The sequence below is a fragment of the Flavobacterium sp. genome (assembly GCF_044368995.1).
In the GTDB taxonomy this organism is placed as follows: Bacteria; Bacteroidota; Bacteroidia; order Flavobacteriales; family Flavobacteriaceae; genus Flavobacterium.
The window spans coordinates 1-16,780 of the sequence record NZ_JBIPMS010000031.1 but is presented as its reverse complement, the minus strand read 5'-3'; the positions used below and the strand labels follow the sequence as shown (position 1 = coordinate 16,780).

General features: G+C 32.8%; 11 protein-coding genes. 4 read left to right on the top strand and 7 right to left on the bottom strand.

Features of this window, described 5'->3' with window-relative positions:
- The 5 genes from ACIQ2I_RS03930 to ACIQ2I_RS03910 form a co-directional block, all read right to left on the bottom strand.
- A partial coding sequence (locus ACIQ2I_RS03930; RefSeq protein WP_396181125.1) for a glycoside hydrolase family 97 N-terminal domain-containing protein occupies positions 1-994 on the bottom strand: 994 nt, incomplete at its 3' end.
- Positions 995-998: 4 nt separating this feature from the next.
- Complete coding sequence (locus ACIQ2I_RS03925) at positions 999-3,293, bottom strand: glycoside hydrolase family 65 protein (protein WP_396181124.1); 2,295 nt, start codon at positions 3,291-3,293, stop codon at positions 999-1,001.
- Positions 3,294-3,338: 45 nt separating this feature from the next.
- Positions 3,339-3,995: a beta-phosphoglucomutase gene (gene pgmB, locus ACIQ2I_RS03920; protein WP_396181123.1), complete on the bottom strand. Its 657-nt coding sequence runs from the start codon at positions 3,993-3,995 to the stop codon at positions 3,339-3,341.
- Between the two features lie 9 nt (positions 3,996-4,004).
- On the bottom strand, positions 4,005-5,411 hold the full coding sequence (locus ACIQ2I_RS03915) for an MFS transporter (RefSeq protein ID WP_396181122.1): 1,407 nt from the start codon (positions 5,409-5,411) through the stop codon (positions 4,005-4,007).
- Between the two features lie 207 nt (positions 5,412-5,618).
- Positions 5,619-6,638, bottom strand: a complete 1,020-nt coding sequence (locus tag ACIQ2I_RS03910) for a LacI family DNA-binding transcriptional regulator (RefSeq protein ID WP_396181121.1) — start codon at positions 6,636-6,638, stop codon at positions 5,619-5,621.
- Positions 6,639-6,961: 323 nt separating this feature from the next.
- Here ACIQ2I_RS03910 and ACIQ2I_RS03905 point away from each other — a divergent pair, with 323 nt between their 5' ends.
- The 4 genes from ACIQ2I_RS03905 to ACIQ2I_RS03890 all read left to right on the top strand — a co-directional run bounded on the left by ACIQ2I_RS03905 (position 6,962) and on the right by ACIQ2I_RS03890 (position 15,679).
- Positions 6,962-9,916 (top strand): SusC/RagA family TonB-linked outer membrane protein, encoded by a 2,955-nt coding sequence (locus ACIQ2I_RS03905; protein WP_396181120.1) that lies wholly within the window; start codon positions 6,962-6,964, stop codon positions 9,914-9,916.
- 11 nt (positions 9,917-9,927) lie between these two features.
- Entirely contained in the window at positions 9,928-11,520 is a 1,593-nt protein-coding gene (locus ACIQ2I_RS03900; protein WP_396181119.1) for a RagB/SusD family nutrient uptake outer membrane protein, read from the top strand.
- A gap of 19 nt (positions 11,521-11,539) precedes the next feature.
- On the top strand, positions 11,540-12,673 hold the full coding sequence (locus ACIQ2I_RS03895) for a SusE domain-containing protein (protein WP_396181118.1): 1,134 nt from the start codon (positions 11,540-11,542) through the stop codon (positions 12,671-12,673).
- A gap of 114 nt (positions 12,674-12,787) precedes the next feature.
- Positions 12,788-15,679, top strand: a complete 2,892-nt coding sequence (locus ACIQ2I_RS03890) for an alpha-amylase family glycosyl hydrolase (protein ID WP_396181117.1) — start codon at positions 12,788-12,790, stop codon at positions 15,677-15,679.
- 59 nt (positions 15,680-15,738) lie between these two features.
- On the opposite strand, the gene ACIQ2I_RS03885 is transcribed toward ACIQ2I_RS03890, so the two are convergent.
- Both ACIQ2I_RS03885 and ACIQ2I_RS03880 read right to left on the bottom strand, forming a co-directional pair.
- Positions 15,739-16,515, bottom strand: a complete 777-nt coding sequence (locus tag ACIQ2I_RS03885) for a DUF3050 domain-containing protein (RefSeq protein ID WP_396181116.1) — start codon at positions 16,513-16,515, stop codon at positions 15,739-15,741.
- A gap of 114 nt (positions 16,516-16,629) precedes the next feature.
- On the bottom strand, positions 16,630-16,780 hold a 151-nt coding region (locus tag ACIQ2I_RS03880; RefSeq protein WP_396181126.1), incomplete at its 5' end, for an acyl-CoA dehydrogenase family protein.

The following is a 16,780-nucleotide window of genomic DNA, read 5'->3' as shown; positions in this document are numbered from 1 at the left end:
CGGTTACGCCAAGTTGAATAGAAGGCAAATCATCTGTATAGGCCCAAGAGCTTTTACCGGTAATCATTTCCCACCAAACGCCAACATATTTTACAGGTTTAATCCAAGTGGTGTTTTCAATTTTACATGGTTCGTTTAAGTTTAACGTCATTCTTGAGGCTAACACTTCTCTGGCATCATTACTAACGATAATGGTTCGCCAAGGCGAAACACTTGGTGCTTGAATATGTCCTTTGTTCCCTTTAGCATCTGGCGTTAAGTGCGATTGAAATACGAAATTTTTATCGTCTAAGTTCAAATGCATACACGAATAATTAATCAAAGCCGCTTCGTGGATGTTGATATATATTCCGTCAGCTGTTTTCATCATTAAAGACGTTTGCACGCCTGTATCTGAAAATTGTTTTTGTGATGCGTTTTCAGAAACCGCGCTTTTAAATAAACTTCTAATTTCAGATAATTTACTTTCAGTGTAGTCGTATTCTTGCGTGTCATAATCTCCTGGAATCCAAAATGCGGTGTGATTTCCAGTCATGGCAAATTCGGTTCTTTCTTCTTTAATCACAAAATAAATTAAGTTTTTTTGCTGAGGAAATTCGTATCTGAAACCTAAACCTTCATTGAACAAACGAAAACGGATGATGATTTCTCTATCTGTTTCATTTTGTTTTAATTTAACGGCTAATTCGTTGTAGTGATTTTGAATTTGAGTTTCTTCACCCCAAACCGTTTTCCAAGTTTCGTTGAATGTGCTTTCTTTTGTATCTATCACTTTAAAATCATTTACCAATGACTTTTTGTCTTTTTGTAATTCTAAACCTAATTTACTTTTTTTAATTACTTCTTTGTTTTTAAAGAAAAGCTGGTATGAAGGAGTGCCATCATTTTCAAGTGAAAACGACATTTTAAAATTACCGTTTGGCGATTGAAATTCTTGGCCAAAAGCACTAAAAATAGCTGTTAAAACAAGGATTATAGATACAATTTTTTTCATTTTATTAATTTTTTACTAATTGCGATGCGCCATTAATGATTACTTCTACTTCTTGATTTCCTTCAACAGCAACTTTGGCTTCTTGATGGGTGACTTCAACTTTTACGATTGCATTTCTGAAATTTACTTTAAACGAATAGCCTTTCCATTGTTCTGGAATTCTTGGTTCAAAGTGCAATTGGTTATTATTTACTCGCATACCTCCAAAACCTTCTACAATACTCATCCAAGTTCCTGCCATGGATGTAATGTGTAATCCTTCGTGTACTTCTTTATTATAATCGTCTAAATCTAATCGAGACGTTCTTAAATAAAACTGATAGGCCTGATCCATTCTTCCTAAAGCAGCTGCTTGAATAGCGTGTACACAAGGAGAAAGTGAACTTTCATGAACCGTAAAAGGTTCGTAAAAATCGAAATGTCTTTCTAATTGTTCTTTGGTAAAATCATCTTCAAAGAAGTAAAATCCTTGAAGCGTATCTGCTTGTTTGATATATGGCGAACGTAAAATTCTGTCCCAACTCCATTTTTGATTAATTGGTCGTTGAGATTTATCTAAATCTGAAACTTTTACCAGTTCTTTATCTAAAAAACCATCTTGTTGCAAAAACACTCCATGTTCTTCCGAGAATGGAAAATACATGTTATCTGCGGTGTTTTTCCAAGATTGTAATTCGGCCTCATTTAAGTTTACTTTGCTCATAATTCGGGAATAATCTGAATCATATTCTGATTTTACTTTTTCAATTTGAGCTAAAGTATAATTTAAACACCATTTGGCGATATAATTAGTATACCAATTATTATTTACGTTATTTTCGTATTCATTTGGCCCTGTTACCCCTAAAATCATAAATTGATTTTTGGCTGTTGAAAAAGTGGCTCTTTGATGCCAAAAACGAGCAATTCCAATTAAAACTTCTAATCCTTTTTCTGGGATGTAACTGTAATCGCCAGTGAAACGGTAATAATTATAAATAGCAAAAGCGATGGCGCCATTTCGGTGAATTTCTTCAAAAGTAATTTCCCATTCGTTATGACATTCTTCGCCATTCATGGTTACCATCGGATATAATGCAGCTCCATTTTTGAAGCCTAAGTTTTTTTCGGCATTTTCGATGGCTTTATCTAATTGATTGTATCGGTATTCTAACAAACTTCTGGCTACATTTTGATCTTTCGTTGCCATGTAAAACGGGATGCAATACGCTTCAGTATCCCAATAGGTAGAACCACCATATTTTTCACCTGTAAATCCTTTTGGGCCAATATTTAAACGAGAATCTTTTCCTAAATAGGTTTGGTTTAATTGAAAAATATTGAAACGAATACCTTGTTGTGCTTTGGTATCACCTTCGATAGTGATGTCGCTCATTTCCCAAATTTTAGCCCACGCTACTTTTTGATTTTCCAATAAGGCATTAAATCCTAAAGTAGTAGCTTGAACTAATATTTTTTTTGCTGAAGAAATAAGGTATTCTTCTTTATGATTTGTTGAAATCGTGTAGCCGCCAAATTTTTGAATACTAACAGTTTGCCCTTGTGTGGCGGCAACTTCATAAGAAAACATAATTTTTGTCGCTTCTTTTGTTACTTCAACAGGTTTTACATCGGTAATTTCATTATTTACAATAATTTGATTTTGCATAAAGGTTGCTACTGTAAACTTTGTTTTTAAAGTTCGAGTTACAATAAATGCGCTATTTTCTTCATTTTTAATTTCTAAGGTTTCCCAAAATTTATCTTCCCAATTGGTGTCTTCATTTTCAATTCCGGCATCTAAATAGGGTTTAAAAACTACTTTTGCATCGGTATTTATGGGCGTAACATTATATTTTATTGCGCCTAATTCATCAATATCTAATGATAAAAATCGAGTTACGTGTACTTTAATTTCTACATCATTTTGCAAAATAGCTTGAAAAGAACGTTGGTACCAACCTTCCTGCATGTTCAATTCTCGACGGAAGTTTGTAACTGATTTACAAGTTGCTAAATCTAATTTTGCGCCATTAACTTCTAGATTAATTCCAATCCAATTTGGCGCATTTAGGACTTTGGCAAAATATTCAGGATAGCCATTTTTCCACCAACCTACTTTAGTTTTGTCTGGATAATACACCCCAGCAATGTAACTACCTTGAAACGTATCACCTGAGTAATGCTCTTCAAAATTGGCACGTTGCCCCATGGCGCCATTTCCAATACTAAATAAACTTTCGGAAGATTTTACTCTATTCGCTTCAAATCCTTCTTCTATAATTGACCAATTATTTGGTATGATATAATCCTGATTCATTTTCTTTCTAATTTGTCAATTCTCAATTAGTCAATTTGACAATTACTATTTGTTAATTAATTGTATAATAAAATCGTTATTCATTTCTGTAAAATCTCTGAAACAAAAATCCGATTCATGTAAAATTTCTTTTTGGCCAATACCGATGCTTGTCATTCCAGCCAAATTTGCCGCTTGGATACCTGCTACTGAATCTTCAAAAACAATGGCGTCTTTGTAAGCCGCATGCACTTGGTTTGCCCCTTGCAGAAAAACTTCTGGATCGGGTTTGGCATTAGTTACATCATTTCCGTCAACAAGTGCATCAAAATAATGCAATATGTTTACTTTTTCTAATATTGGCCGGGCGTTTTTACTTGCCGAACCTAATACTACATATTGATTATTCGCTTTTAAAAATTGAAGCACTTCTTCTACTCGAGGTAAAATTTCAGATTTGTCCATTTTATGTACAAAGGCTAAATAGTCTTCATTTTTTTGTTCCAACCAATTGTTTTTATCTTCTTGGGAAGCTTGTACATTTCCTTGAGATAAAATAATTTCCAAAGAACGAACGCGGCTTACGCCTTTTAGTTGTTCGTTGATTTCGTGTGTAAAATTAATATTCAAGCTGTCGGCTAATTTTTTCCATGCCAAAAAATGAAATTTGGCTGTATCAACAATTACGCCGTCTAAATCGAATATAAATGCTTTTTTATTCATTCTGTTTGTTTAACCTGAAATTGCATTTTTGTCTGTAATAAAGAAATTACATAATCCAGCAATAATTAATAATAATCCAGCTAAAAGCATGGCATTAATGTGCGCTTCACCAATTAGTTTATACAAATAATTGATTCCACCCAGCGCTGCAATAATTTGAGGAATTACAATAAACATATTGAATAATCCCATCATCATTCCCATTTTATTTGGATTGACCGAACTAGACAACATAGCATAAGGCATCGATAAGATACTCCCCCAAGAAAAACCAATTAATATAAAGGAATACATTAAGGTTTCTGGTGTAGCATAAAACATGTAAATAAATCCAAATCCACCAAGTATCAAAGATGCCATGTGAATGTATTTTCTATTTATTTTGTTTTTCAGGGTATAAAATGTTAAGAATAATGCAAAAACCATTGAAGACAATCCATAGACACCTGTTGCAGAACCAACTAAATCGGCTGCATTATTATATACTTTATCTTTTGCTTGATATTCTTGCTCTTTCAAAGAGTTAATAAAAACAACTTCTTCTTTGTTGTTTTTTAGAACGGTGCCTTTTTTATCCAATTTTGCAAATTCTTTTACATCTGGTTTTGGAGAATGAAAAACATGTTCTGTTAGTGCTGGTGTGGATAAACTCCACATGGTAAAAAATGCAAACCAACTAAAAAACTGAATTAATCCCAGTTTTTTCATGGTAACAGGCATTTCTTTCAAGCTAATTACTAAATCTGGAATAAAGCGAGATTTGGTTTTTTCGGTAAGAAATTGATTTAAATCTTCTGGCGGATTTTCTTTTGTTGTAAATATGGTATATAAAATACTCCCAAAAAACACAAATGCGCCAACAGAAAACGCCACAATAACTGATTGTGGAATTACGCCGGCTGCTGCTTCATTTGTTACGCCTAATTTATTCACCAACCAAGGCAAATTACTGGCAATCCAAGTTCCAATTCCGATGATTAATGTTTGAATAACAAATCCGTTTGAACGCTGAGATTCTGGAAGTTTATCTGCCACTAAAGCACGAAAAGGTTCCATGCTAATATTAATGGAAGAATCTAAAACCCATAGTAAACCTGCTGCAATCCATAATGCAGGAGAATGTGGCATGAAAAACAGTGTTATAGAAGCTAAAATAGCTCCGATAAGGAAAAATGGTTTTCTTCTACCAAATTTAGGACTCCAAGTATTGTCAGATAGGTATCCAACAATTGGTTGCACCAACAAACCAGTTAAAGGCGCAGCTACCCAAAGACCTGGAATATCATCTACTTCGGCGCCAAGTGTTTGAAAAATTCTAGACATAAAGCCGCCTTGTAAGGCAAAACCAAACTGTATTCCTAAGAATCCGAAACTCATGTTCCAAATTTCCCAGAAATGTAACTTACGCTTTTCCATTTATCGTAATTAATTGTTAATACTACGATAAGCGTTTATAATGTGCTTATCAAAACTATACTTAATTTTTGAAGTGAAATATAAGCTTTGATTGACACAAATTAAAGTAAATTATTTTAAATAATCTAAATTTTGTGCATCAAAAAAATGTGAAAAGTTTTATTAATAAATTTTAAATACTTGATTTTCAATTTATTAATAAAACTATTACGTTGTCGTAGATTCTCTAAAAATTAATTCGGTTTCAATAATTTCTGTAGTGTATTGTTCGTCATCTTCGTCTTTTTCAAGTCGTTCAATTAGCATTTTTGCAGCTTTTTGACCCATTTTAATTCCGTTTTGACTTACAGTAGTAATTGTTGGCGTTGAAAATTGAGAAATAATTCCGTCTGTGAAACCTATAACTGCAATATCATCTGGCACTTTTTTGCCTAATTTATTAATTGCTTTAATGGCTGTTACGGCAAATAATTCGTTCACTGCAAAAACAGCATCAATTGTGTTATTTGTAATTAAATCGATAATTTGATCCTGACAATGGTCTATGTCTTCTACTTTTATTATTAAATTTTCATCAAGTTTAATGTTGTAATCCGTTAAGGCCTTTAAATAGCCTTCTGTACGAAGTTTTCCAACACTTACATAATCTACAGTTGTTATTAAGGCAATATTTTTATATTTATTTGTGATAAAAAATTCAGTTGCATTATAAGCCGCCAATTGATCATCAATAATAACTTTGTCACAAAAAACATCATTTGTTACGCGGTCAAAAAGCACCACAGGCATCCCCTGATTAATTACTTCTTCTAAATGGTGAAAATCTTTTTTTAGTTGCGTTTCTTTGGAAAGCGACATAATAAAGCCGTCTGTACTTCCATTGGCAAGCATTTCAAGATTTATCACTTCTTTATCAAAAGATTCGTCCGAAAGCGTCACAATAACATTATAGCCAAATTGATTAGCAACTTGCTCAATCCCACTAATAACTGTAGCAAAGAAATGATGTACAATTTCTGGAATAATAATTCCAATTGTTTTTGTTTTCTTGTTTTTTAAACTTAACGCAATATTATTAGGCTTATAATTGTATAATTTGGCAAAAGCTTTCACTTTAAGTCTTGTTTCTTCACTAATTTCATGACTATCTCTTAATGATTTTGAAACGGTAGAAATGGAAATATCAAGCTCTTTTGCAATTTGCTTTAAAGTTACTTTTCTTCTCATTATAATTTTGAATTAAAGTTGATTTTCGGCTACAAGATACATTTTTTATTTTTAGTAGAAAAGTGGCGTTTTTTTTCGAAATTATGAAAATGGAATTTTTATGATAATAAAATTATTTATCCTATTCATTTTCAGCAAAAAAAACGCATAAATAATAAAGTTTTCAACACGAAAACGTTTTCGTAGCGTAATATATTTTAATTGATTTTGATTAATGAAAAATTTACATAAATTTAACCTTTGAAGTGAATATATAAGCAAAAAACTGACTATTAATTTAAACAAAATGTATGAAAACAATGCTAAAAAAATTACTGTTTTTTATGCTCGTTTTACCTTTAAGTGTTTTGGCTCAAAACAGCTTATCAGGTAAAGTAACAGACGCATCTAGCAATCAAGCTATGTCTGGCGTTTCAGTAGCAATTACTGGAACATCTAATGGAACATTCACTAATTCAGATGGAACATTTACTTTAAAAAATGTTAAATCAGGAGACAATGTTTCTTTCTCATTTTTGGGATTTAAAACAGAAACTATTGCTTACTCTAATCAACAAAACATTTCGGTTTCTTTACAACAAGACGGACAAGGAATTGAAGAGGTTTTAGTGGTAGGATACGGTAAAGTTAAGAAAAAAGACGCTACTGGTTCAGTAACACAAATTTCTGCTAAAGATTTTAACAAAGGTGCTACACCAACTGTTGAAAATTTATTAAATGGTAGAGTAGCTGGTTTACAAATTAACACAGGTGGAGGACCAGCAAGTGGTTCTGCTATTAGAATTAGAGGTGGTGCTTCAATAACAGCAACCAATGACCCTTTAATTGTAGTGGATGGTTTGCCAATTTCTAATGAGTCGCCTGCAGGTTCAAGAAACTTTTTGGCAACTTTAGATCCAAACACTGTTGAGTCTATCTCTGTATTGAAAGATGCTTCTGCAACTGCTATTTATGGATCTAGAGCTTCTAATGGTGTAATTATCATTACGACCAAAAAAGGAGGTAAAAAATTGAAAGTAGATTATAATTTCCAATATGGAAGCGGTAAACACTACAGAAAAATTGATGTTTTAAGTTCAGATGAATTTGTAGCTAAAGCACAACAATTATATCCTGCTCAAGTTGGAACTCTTGGAGTGCCTTCTGGAATTGCAGATAATCCTGCTACGCCAAATATCAACGAAAGTAGAACTATCTACAATACAGATTGGCAAGAGGAAATATTTAAACAAACTGATTATGTTACTAATAACTTAAACCTAAGCGGAAGTTTGTTTGATAAAGTGCCTGCAAGATTAAGTGTCGGAAACACTTATCAAGAAGGATTAATCATGACAGACAAATTCAATAGAAGTACGGCTGGATTAAATTTAAGTCCGAGTTTATTTAAAGACCATTTAAAATTAACTTTAAACGCTAATATTTCTAACGAAAAAAATAATTTTGCTAGAACCCCTATTGGAAGTGCTATAAGATTTGACCCAACTAAACCTGTTTATGATGCCAATTCACAATGGGGTGGTTTTTATGAATATACTGGATCTAATGGAAATTTAACAGCTTTAGCACCTAGAAACCCAGTTGCAGAAATTATGCAAAGTACAAATGCTAGTAAAGTAAACCGTATATTAGGTAACTTACAGATGGACTATAAATTTCATTTTTTACCTGAGTTAAGAGCTGTTGTAAACTTTGGTTACGACCAATCTAAAGGTGAAGGAAATCCAACTGTAGCTAGAAATTCTGCGGTATCTGATGGAAATGGTGGTAATGCATTATCTGATAAATATGGAGAGCGCTCTAACTATTCTTCTTCTTTCACGAATAAATTATTAGATGGGTATTTTGTTTATGCCAAAAAATTCGGGAAATTAGATTTTGAAGGTACAACCGGTTATTCGTACCAAAAATTTTCAGAAGAAAGATTTAATTCTGGAAACCTTTTAAATCCTACTGCTGATTTTTCAGATATTGACAGATCAACAGACAGAGTTTTAATTGGTTACTTCGCTAGAACTAACTTAACGTATAAAGACAAGTACTTATTAACGTTAACGTATAGAAGAGACGGAACATCTGTATTTTCAAAAGAAAATCAATTTGGTAACTTCCCAGCAGCGTCGTTTGCATGGAAATTAAACAATGAGTTTTTTGCAAACAGCAAAACAATTTCTGACTTAAAACTTAGAGCGGGTTGGGGTATTACAGGACAACAAGATTTAGGAAGAAGAGATTACTTTCAGCCACAATATACTACAGGTACTCCTGGATCACAGTATGTGTTTGGAACTTCACCAATTACAGTAGGTTTGCCTAAAGATTACAATCCAAATTTAAAATGGGAAGAAACCACTACATATAATGTAGGTTTAGATTATGGTTTATTTAACAACAGAATTTCAGGATCGGTTGAAGGGTACTACAAATTATCAGAAGATTTATTATTTAATGCTCCTTTTGCTGACGGTTCTAACTTTTCAAATAATGGCCCTCAAAACATTGGAAGTTTAGATATTAAAGGAATAGAATTCACCTTAAATGCTGAAATTGTTAAAAAAGAAAAATTCAACTGGAATGTTAATTTTAATGCTTCTAAATTTGAAAGAAGAATTAAATCTTTGAAAACAGTTAATAATACACCTACAGGAGGAATTGGTGGCGGAACAGGAGGAAACATTCAAGTATTCTCTGAAGAATGGACGCCAAATTCATTTTATGTTTACCAACAATTATATAACACAGATGGATCGCCAATTGAAGGTGGTTTTGCGGACTTAAATGGTGATAACATAATAAATGACAAAGATAAATACATTAGAAATAATACAGATCCAGATTTATTATTAGGTTTTCAATCTACAATGAATGTCTATAATTTTGACTTCTCATTTAATTTAAGAGCAAGTATTGGAAATAGAATGTACAATAATGTTAATTCAGGAAATGCTTACACGAATAATATGTTTGCCAATTCTATTTTATCAAATGTTCCAACAAGTACTTTTGATTCCAACTTTGCAAGCTCGGGAAACAATGTAATTTTCTCTGATTATTATATTGAAAATGCCTCATTCTTAAAAATGGATAACATTACATTAGGATATACATTCCCTAATTGGTTAGAAGGAAAAGCTTCAGTAAGATTAAGTGCAGGGGTTCAGAATGCCTTTGTAATTACTAAATATTCAGGATTAGATCCAGAGATATTTAACGGTATTGATAACACAATTTATCCAAGACAAAGACAATTTTTGTTTGGAGTAAACATGAAATTTTAAATAATTGAATTATGAAAAAGATAAAATTTAATTTATTGGTTGTCATCGGTTCTTTTGCATTATTTACATCTTGTACAGATGATCTAAATATAACGCCAAAAGATGATGATGTATTTTTAACAGAAGCGTATTTCAACTCTCCAAGTTCATACAAAACAGGATTAGGAGGCGTATATGCAAACTTATCGTTAACCGGATTAAACGGTGCTGGGTCATCTAATATTTCAGGATTAGATGCCGGAACAAGTCAATTTGGACGTTGTTTATGGAATTTACAAAACTTAACTACAGATGAAGTGATTTGGAGTTACGAAAATGACCCAGGCTTGGCAGAATTACAAAGAAATACCTGGACAGCTAGTAATCCAATTGTATTAGGTATGTTCTCTAGAACTATGGCTCAAGTAGCTTTTTGTAATGAGTATTTAAGACAAACCAGTGCTGCAAAATTAAGCGCAAGAGGGGTTACAGACGCTACATTATTAGCTAACATTACTTTATACAGAGAAGAAGTAAGAGCTTTAAGAGCATACGCGTATTATAATTTGATGGATTTATATGGCAAAGCACCATTTAATACAGAAAATGAAGCTGTAGGTGTAGCAGGTCCAGAATATAGCAGACAACAATTGTTTACCTATATTGAAAGCGAAATGTTAGCGGTTGCTCAAACATTAAAAGCACCAAAAACTAATGAGTACGGTAGAGTAGATAAAGCATTCGCTTGGATGGTTTTAGCTAAAATGTATTTAAATGCTGAAGTATATGTAGGTCAAAACAAATATGACCAATGTGTAACTATGTGTAACAACGTAATTGGCGGCGGTTATACTTTAGAAGCAAATTACTTACACAACTTTACTGCAGACAACGATACTTCAACTGAAATGATTTTCACTTTACAGTCTGATGGTTTAGTAACCCAAAACTATGGGCCTACTACGGTTATTCTTAACGGTCAAGTTGGTTCTGTTGAAGGTAACGGATCAACATTTGGTGTTGGAGGCTGGGGAGGCGCACTACGTTTAAGAAAACAATTTGTTCAAAAATTTGCAGATGCTAGTTTTTCAACAGATGAAAGAAACACTATTATTTCAGGTTCTAGACCAATTGAAATTACAAACATTGCACTTCAGGGTCAAGGATTTGTGTTGGGAAAATTTTCAAACAAAACCTCTACTGGTGTAGCGGGTGCAAATCAGACTTTTGTTGATACTGATTTCCCTTTATTCAGATTAGGCGATGTATATTTAATGTATGCTGAGTGTGCAAAAAGAGGGGCGGCTAATGCGTCAATGTCACAAGCAGTTACTTATGTAAACAACTTAAGAGAAAGAGCAAACAATAGTACAGCAAATAATGTTAGTCAAACAGACTTGACTTTAGATTTTCTTTTAGATGAACGTTCAAGAGAATTACATTGGGAAGGACATAGAAGACAAGATTTGATTCGTTTCAATAAATATGTTGGCGGAAGCTACAACTGGACTTGGAAAGGTAATAGTTCAAGCGGAATAGCCATTCCAAATCATTTCAAAGTATTCCCTATACCTTCAAATAGCTTAGCATCAAATCCTAATTTAACACAAAATACAGGTTATTAATCAATAAAATTTAACAATTATGAAAAATATTTTTAAATCAATTTTAACAGTCGCTTTATTTGCTGGTTTATCTTCTTGTGAAGAAGAAAGTAACTTAGCTTACATTGCTCCAGCAGCGCCATCGTTTCAAATCATTACACCAACAACTGGCGAGGGTGTCGTTTTAAGCGCCACCGCATTAAACAATCCTGCCATTACATTAACTTGGGATCCTGCGCAATATACTACACCAGCAAGTGTAACGTATACCGTACAATTAGCGCCTAATGGTTCTGATTTTTCTAATGCGCAAGATTTATCAACTACTACAAACAGAAATGCAACTGTAACAGCTGGTCAATTAAACGTTCCTGCATTAACTGCTGGTGCTGTACCATTTGTTTCTACTCCTTTAGACTTTAGAATTAAAGCAACTGTAGCTGGGCAAATACCATTATATTCAAATGTAATTACTTATAATGTAACTGCTTTTGGTTGTTTAGGTCAATATGCTGTTGGTGCTGGAATACCTTCTGCAGGATGGGGATGGAGTACACCTGCAAATTTAATTTGCGACAATAATGTACTAACTATGAGAGTAGGATTAATAAATGATACCTTCCGTTTCTTTACACAAAATACAGTGTGGGCTTCAGGAAGAAACTACCCATACTATGCGAACTTAGGATACAAAATTGTAAGTGTATTAGTAAATGCTAATGACGGTGATAGTAACTTCAGATTTACAGGAACTCCTAGTACATACAGAGTGAAAATTGACGAAAACACTAAAACTATTGGTGTAGCTAAAAGTACTGTTACTACAGGAATTGAGCCGGCTTCATTCTGGTTAGTTGGAGCTGCCACTCCAGGTGATTGGTCATGGGATGGAAATAAAGAAACGGAATTACCAAACGTATCTAATAACATTTACGAAGTACCCGTTAGATTTACTAACAATGATTCTTTTAGAGTATGGGAAGTTAATAATGGTACAGATAATAACTGGGCATCTACTAATAGAAATTTCCCTTGGTATGTTTCTAATGGTTACACTATTGACTCTGAATTAATAAATGCTGCTGATGGTGATAGTAATTTTAGATATGTTGGTCCTACAGGAGTAAGATTATTTAAAATTAATACTACTACTAAAGTAATATCTGTAGATTAATTATAATAAATAAAGAAAATGAGCTATGTGAAATTCATATAGCTCATTTTTAATTTAAAAAAATCGATTATATTAGTAAATAAACGTTTTTAACCCTACTAATAAAAAATAACAATGAAAAAAGTCACACTTATAATTGTACTGCTTTTTGCTTCTTTCGCTTTTACACAAGTGCAAACCGTAACATATTCGATAAATCCTTCTACCTTTGAAGACAATCAATCCATTACCATAACTATTAATGGAAATTCAATAAATGAAACTACTTGGGCATCTGGAAATAATTTATATTTATGGGCCTGGTCATTTGACAGCAACGATAGTAATCAATTAGATTGTCCAACAAATGGACTTTGGTCAGATTCAAACGAAACAAACAAATTAGTTTACAATTCCGGCCCGGATACCTATACCTATACACTTACGCCAAACGCATTTTATAACCGATTTACAGGAATTGGTAAAATTGGTTTTCTAGTAAAGCCAAAAAACGGAAATGGTGATAAAAAATCACAAGACATTACATCACAAGTTGGTGCCTTTAATTTTAACTTAGCAACACCATTAAATTTAAATACCATATTAAATTCTGGCGGAAGTATATTTATTTCAGCTAATCACACCAACGGCGCTGCAAATTATGTGTTAAAAGCTAATGGCACACCAATTAACACTAGCAATGCTGTGGCAACAAACTACAGCTATACCGCAACAAATATTACAACAAATACAAATTTTACTTTAGAAGTTACACAAGGAACTATCACATTAACTAAATCGTTTAGTGTAATTGTGGGGCCTTCTTCAGTTACTTCAGCACTTTTACCAACAGGATTAGAAATTGGAATAAATTACAATAGTTCAGATGCTACAAAAGCCACATTAGTTTTAGAAGCACCAGGAAAAGATTTTATATATGTGGCAGGAAGCTTTAACAATTGGCTGCCTAATGCTACTTTCCTAATGAAAAAAAACACAACTGGTACTAAATTTTGGTTAGAATTAACCGGACTTACACCAGGTCAAATATATACTTATCAATATTGGGTAGTAGACCAAACACCAACAACCAATTCACCCAATTTAGTAAAAACTGCAGATCCTTGTTCTACTTTGGTACTATCGCCTTATGATGATCAATTGATACCTGCGACTTCATACCCCAACCTACCTACATATCCAGTAGGTCAAGAAAGAGAGGTAACCGTACTTCAAACAGGTCAAACACCATATAGTTGGCAAAATACAAACTTTACAAAGCCAAATAAAGACAAATTAATTATTTATGAAGTGCTTGTAAGAGATTTTGATTCAGATAGAAATTACCAGGACTTAATTGATAAAATAGAGTATTTTAAAAATTTAGGAATCAACGCTATCGAATTAATGCCCGTAATGGAATTTGAAGGGAATGAAAGTTGGGGGTATAACACCGCTTATCACATGGCTTTAGATAAATTTTATGGTACAGAAAATAAATTCAAAGAGTTTGTTGATTTATGTCATCAAAACGGAATAGCTGTAATTCTAGATATCGCCTTCAACCATGCTTTCGGAAGAAATCCATTGATAAGAATGTGGATGAATGACACTAATTCTGGCGTACAAGATGGCTGGGGACCACCAAACACGGATAACCCTTATTTTAACACCGTTGCGCTGCATAGTTATAGTGTTGGAGAAGATTTTAATCATACCAGTGCTTTTACACGTGAATACGTTAATAGAACGCTTAAACATTGGATAACTGAATTTAAAATTGATGGCTTCCGTTGGGATTTAACCAAAGGTTTTACTCAAAATTGTACAAGTTCTAATCAATCGTGTACTAATGGTTATCAAGCAGATCGTGTAGAAGTATTACAATTATATGCTGATTATTCCTGGGCGTTAGATCCAAATCATTATGTGATTTTTGAACATTTAGGTGATAACTATGAAGAACAACAATGGGCAAATTACAAATTATCTGAAGGGAAAGGAATTATGATGTGGGGTGAAATGTTTTCACAGTATAAAGAACTGGCTATGGGATATTCTAATATTAATGGTAATATTTCAGGAATGGGACATGTAAGTAGAGGATTTTCAGGAAAGCGTTTAGTTGGATATGCTGAAAGTCATGATAAAGACCGATTAATGTATGAAGCAAAAACATATGGAAATAATTCTGGTACAAATCCTGTTTTTAATAATGAAACCAATGCCATAAACAGAATGTCTGCTTTGGGTGCAATAAGTATGCTAATTCCTGGACCAAAAATGATTTGGCATTTTCAAGAATTAGGCATGGACGATTCTATTTTTACTTGTGAAAACGGTTCTGTTAATAGCGAAACAGATGCTACTCCAGGAAATTGTAAATTAGATACAAAACCACAACCACAATGGGTGGAAGACTGGTTGACAACAACCCCGAGAAGCAGCATTTATTCTAATTTTAGTAAATTTACAAAACTTAAAAAAGGAGAAGCTGTATTTAGCGGAGAGTATGCAATTGCTCCAGATGGATCTGATAATTTAAAACAAAGGATTTATATTTATGATACTGCCTTACCTGCTTCACAATTAAAAAATGTAGTTATTTTAGCAAATTTGTATACAAGTAGCCAAAATATAGTTGCCGATTTTCCATACGCCGGAATGTGGTATAATTTAATGGATAACACCACAACCAATGTAAGCGCCACAAACATGCAAATTACATTAGGTCCTGGGGAATTCAGAATTTTTGGAAATCAAATTTCTACAGCATTGTCAAATGATAGTTTTGAAACAATTTCTAAAGTGGAACTGTATCCAAATCCTAGCACGAATGTATTTCAAATTTCAGTAGATGCTAAAAAAGTAGAAATTTATTCGCTAACCGGACAATTAATTCAAACCGAAAACAATTGTATAGCAAACAAAGAAATAAATATTGCTAACTTAGCAAAAGGAATTTATATAGTAAAAATTACCAATTCTGATGCGATTGCAATAAGTAAGAAATTGATAAAAGAATAAGAAAAAAATTACAAATAAAAAGGGGTCTACATTTAGACCCCTTTTTTTATCCTTTAAAATTATACCAATTCTGGGACAACTAAATGCTCAATAGCATTCCACAACCCTATTCGTTTTTGAAGTGAATCTTTTGCCACTTGTTCTACCTCTTGCCATTTTTTTATATCATCGCCGCATAAATAATCAATCATTTTCATAGCCATTGGCCCATGTTCATCTGCGTCCAGCTCAATGTGTCTTTCAAAGTAATAAATTAATTTAGACACATTTGTTTCTGGGAAGTTTTTCTGAAAACTTTTAACTATTTCAGTAAACATATTCGGAATTAAATCTTCACGACCAAATGTAAATGCAGCCGCTATTTTATGTGGTTGCCCTGTTTCAATTATAGTAAATGTAAAATTCAAAAAGTCTTTAACTTCTTCAGGTAAATTAGCATTTTTAATCGCTACAAAAACATTTTTCGTAGTGGCCACTTGTTCTAAAAATTCTAAAACGGGTTGTGTAGTTGCACCGCATTCTTTCATGGCATCTAAATACATTTCGAAATGACTTTGACGCGAGCCGTCAAAAGCCAAATCCGATTCTTCTGCAACTACAATTTCATTAATTAGATAGCGTAACTCTGGGTTTGGTGAAACCGTCCAAGGTATAGAAACCGAAGTAAGATGAATTTGTAACCCTTTTAACAATGACATAAAGTCCCAAACTGCATAAATATGATGCGTTAAAAAAACATGTAAATCTTCAATAGTGTGAATTTTAGCATACAAAGTATGATTTAATAACGCTTGTCTTAAAGGTTCAATTTCGTTTTTTATCGAATTTGTGTTCATTTTGAAAATGTTATAATTTAAGTGTATATCTTTCGGATACAAAAGTAGAAATGCTTCTCCAAATAGAGAAGCATTTTGTATCAATTTTATTTATTGTTTAATCTAATTATTAAATTATTTGAATGCAGAAAGACCGGTAATGTCCATTCCAGTTATCAATAAATGAATGTCGTGCGTACCTTCATACGTTACAACAGATTCTAAATTCATCATATGACGCATGATAGAATATTCCCCTGTAATTCCCATTCCTCCTAACATTTGA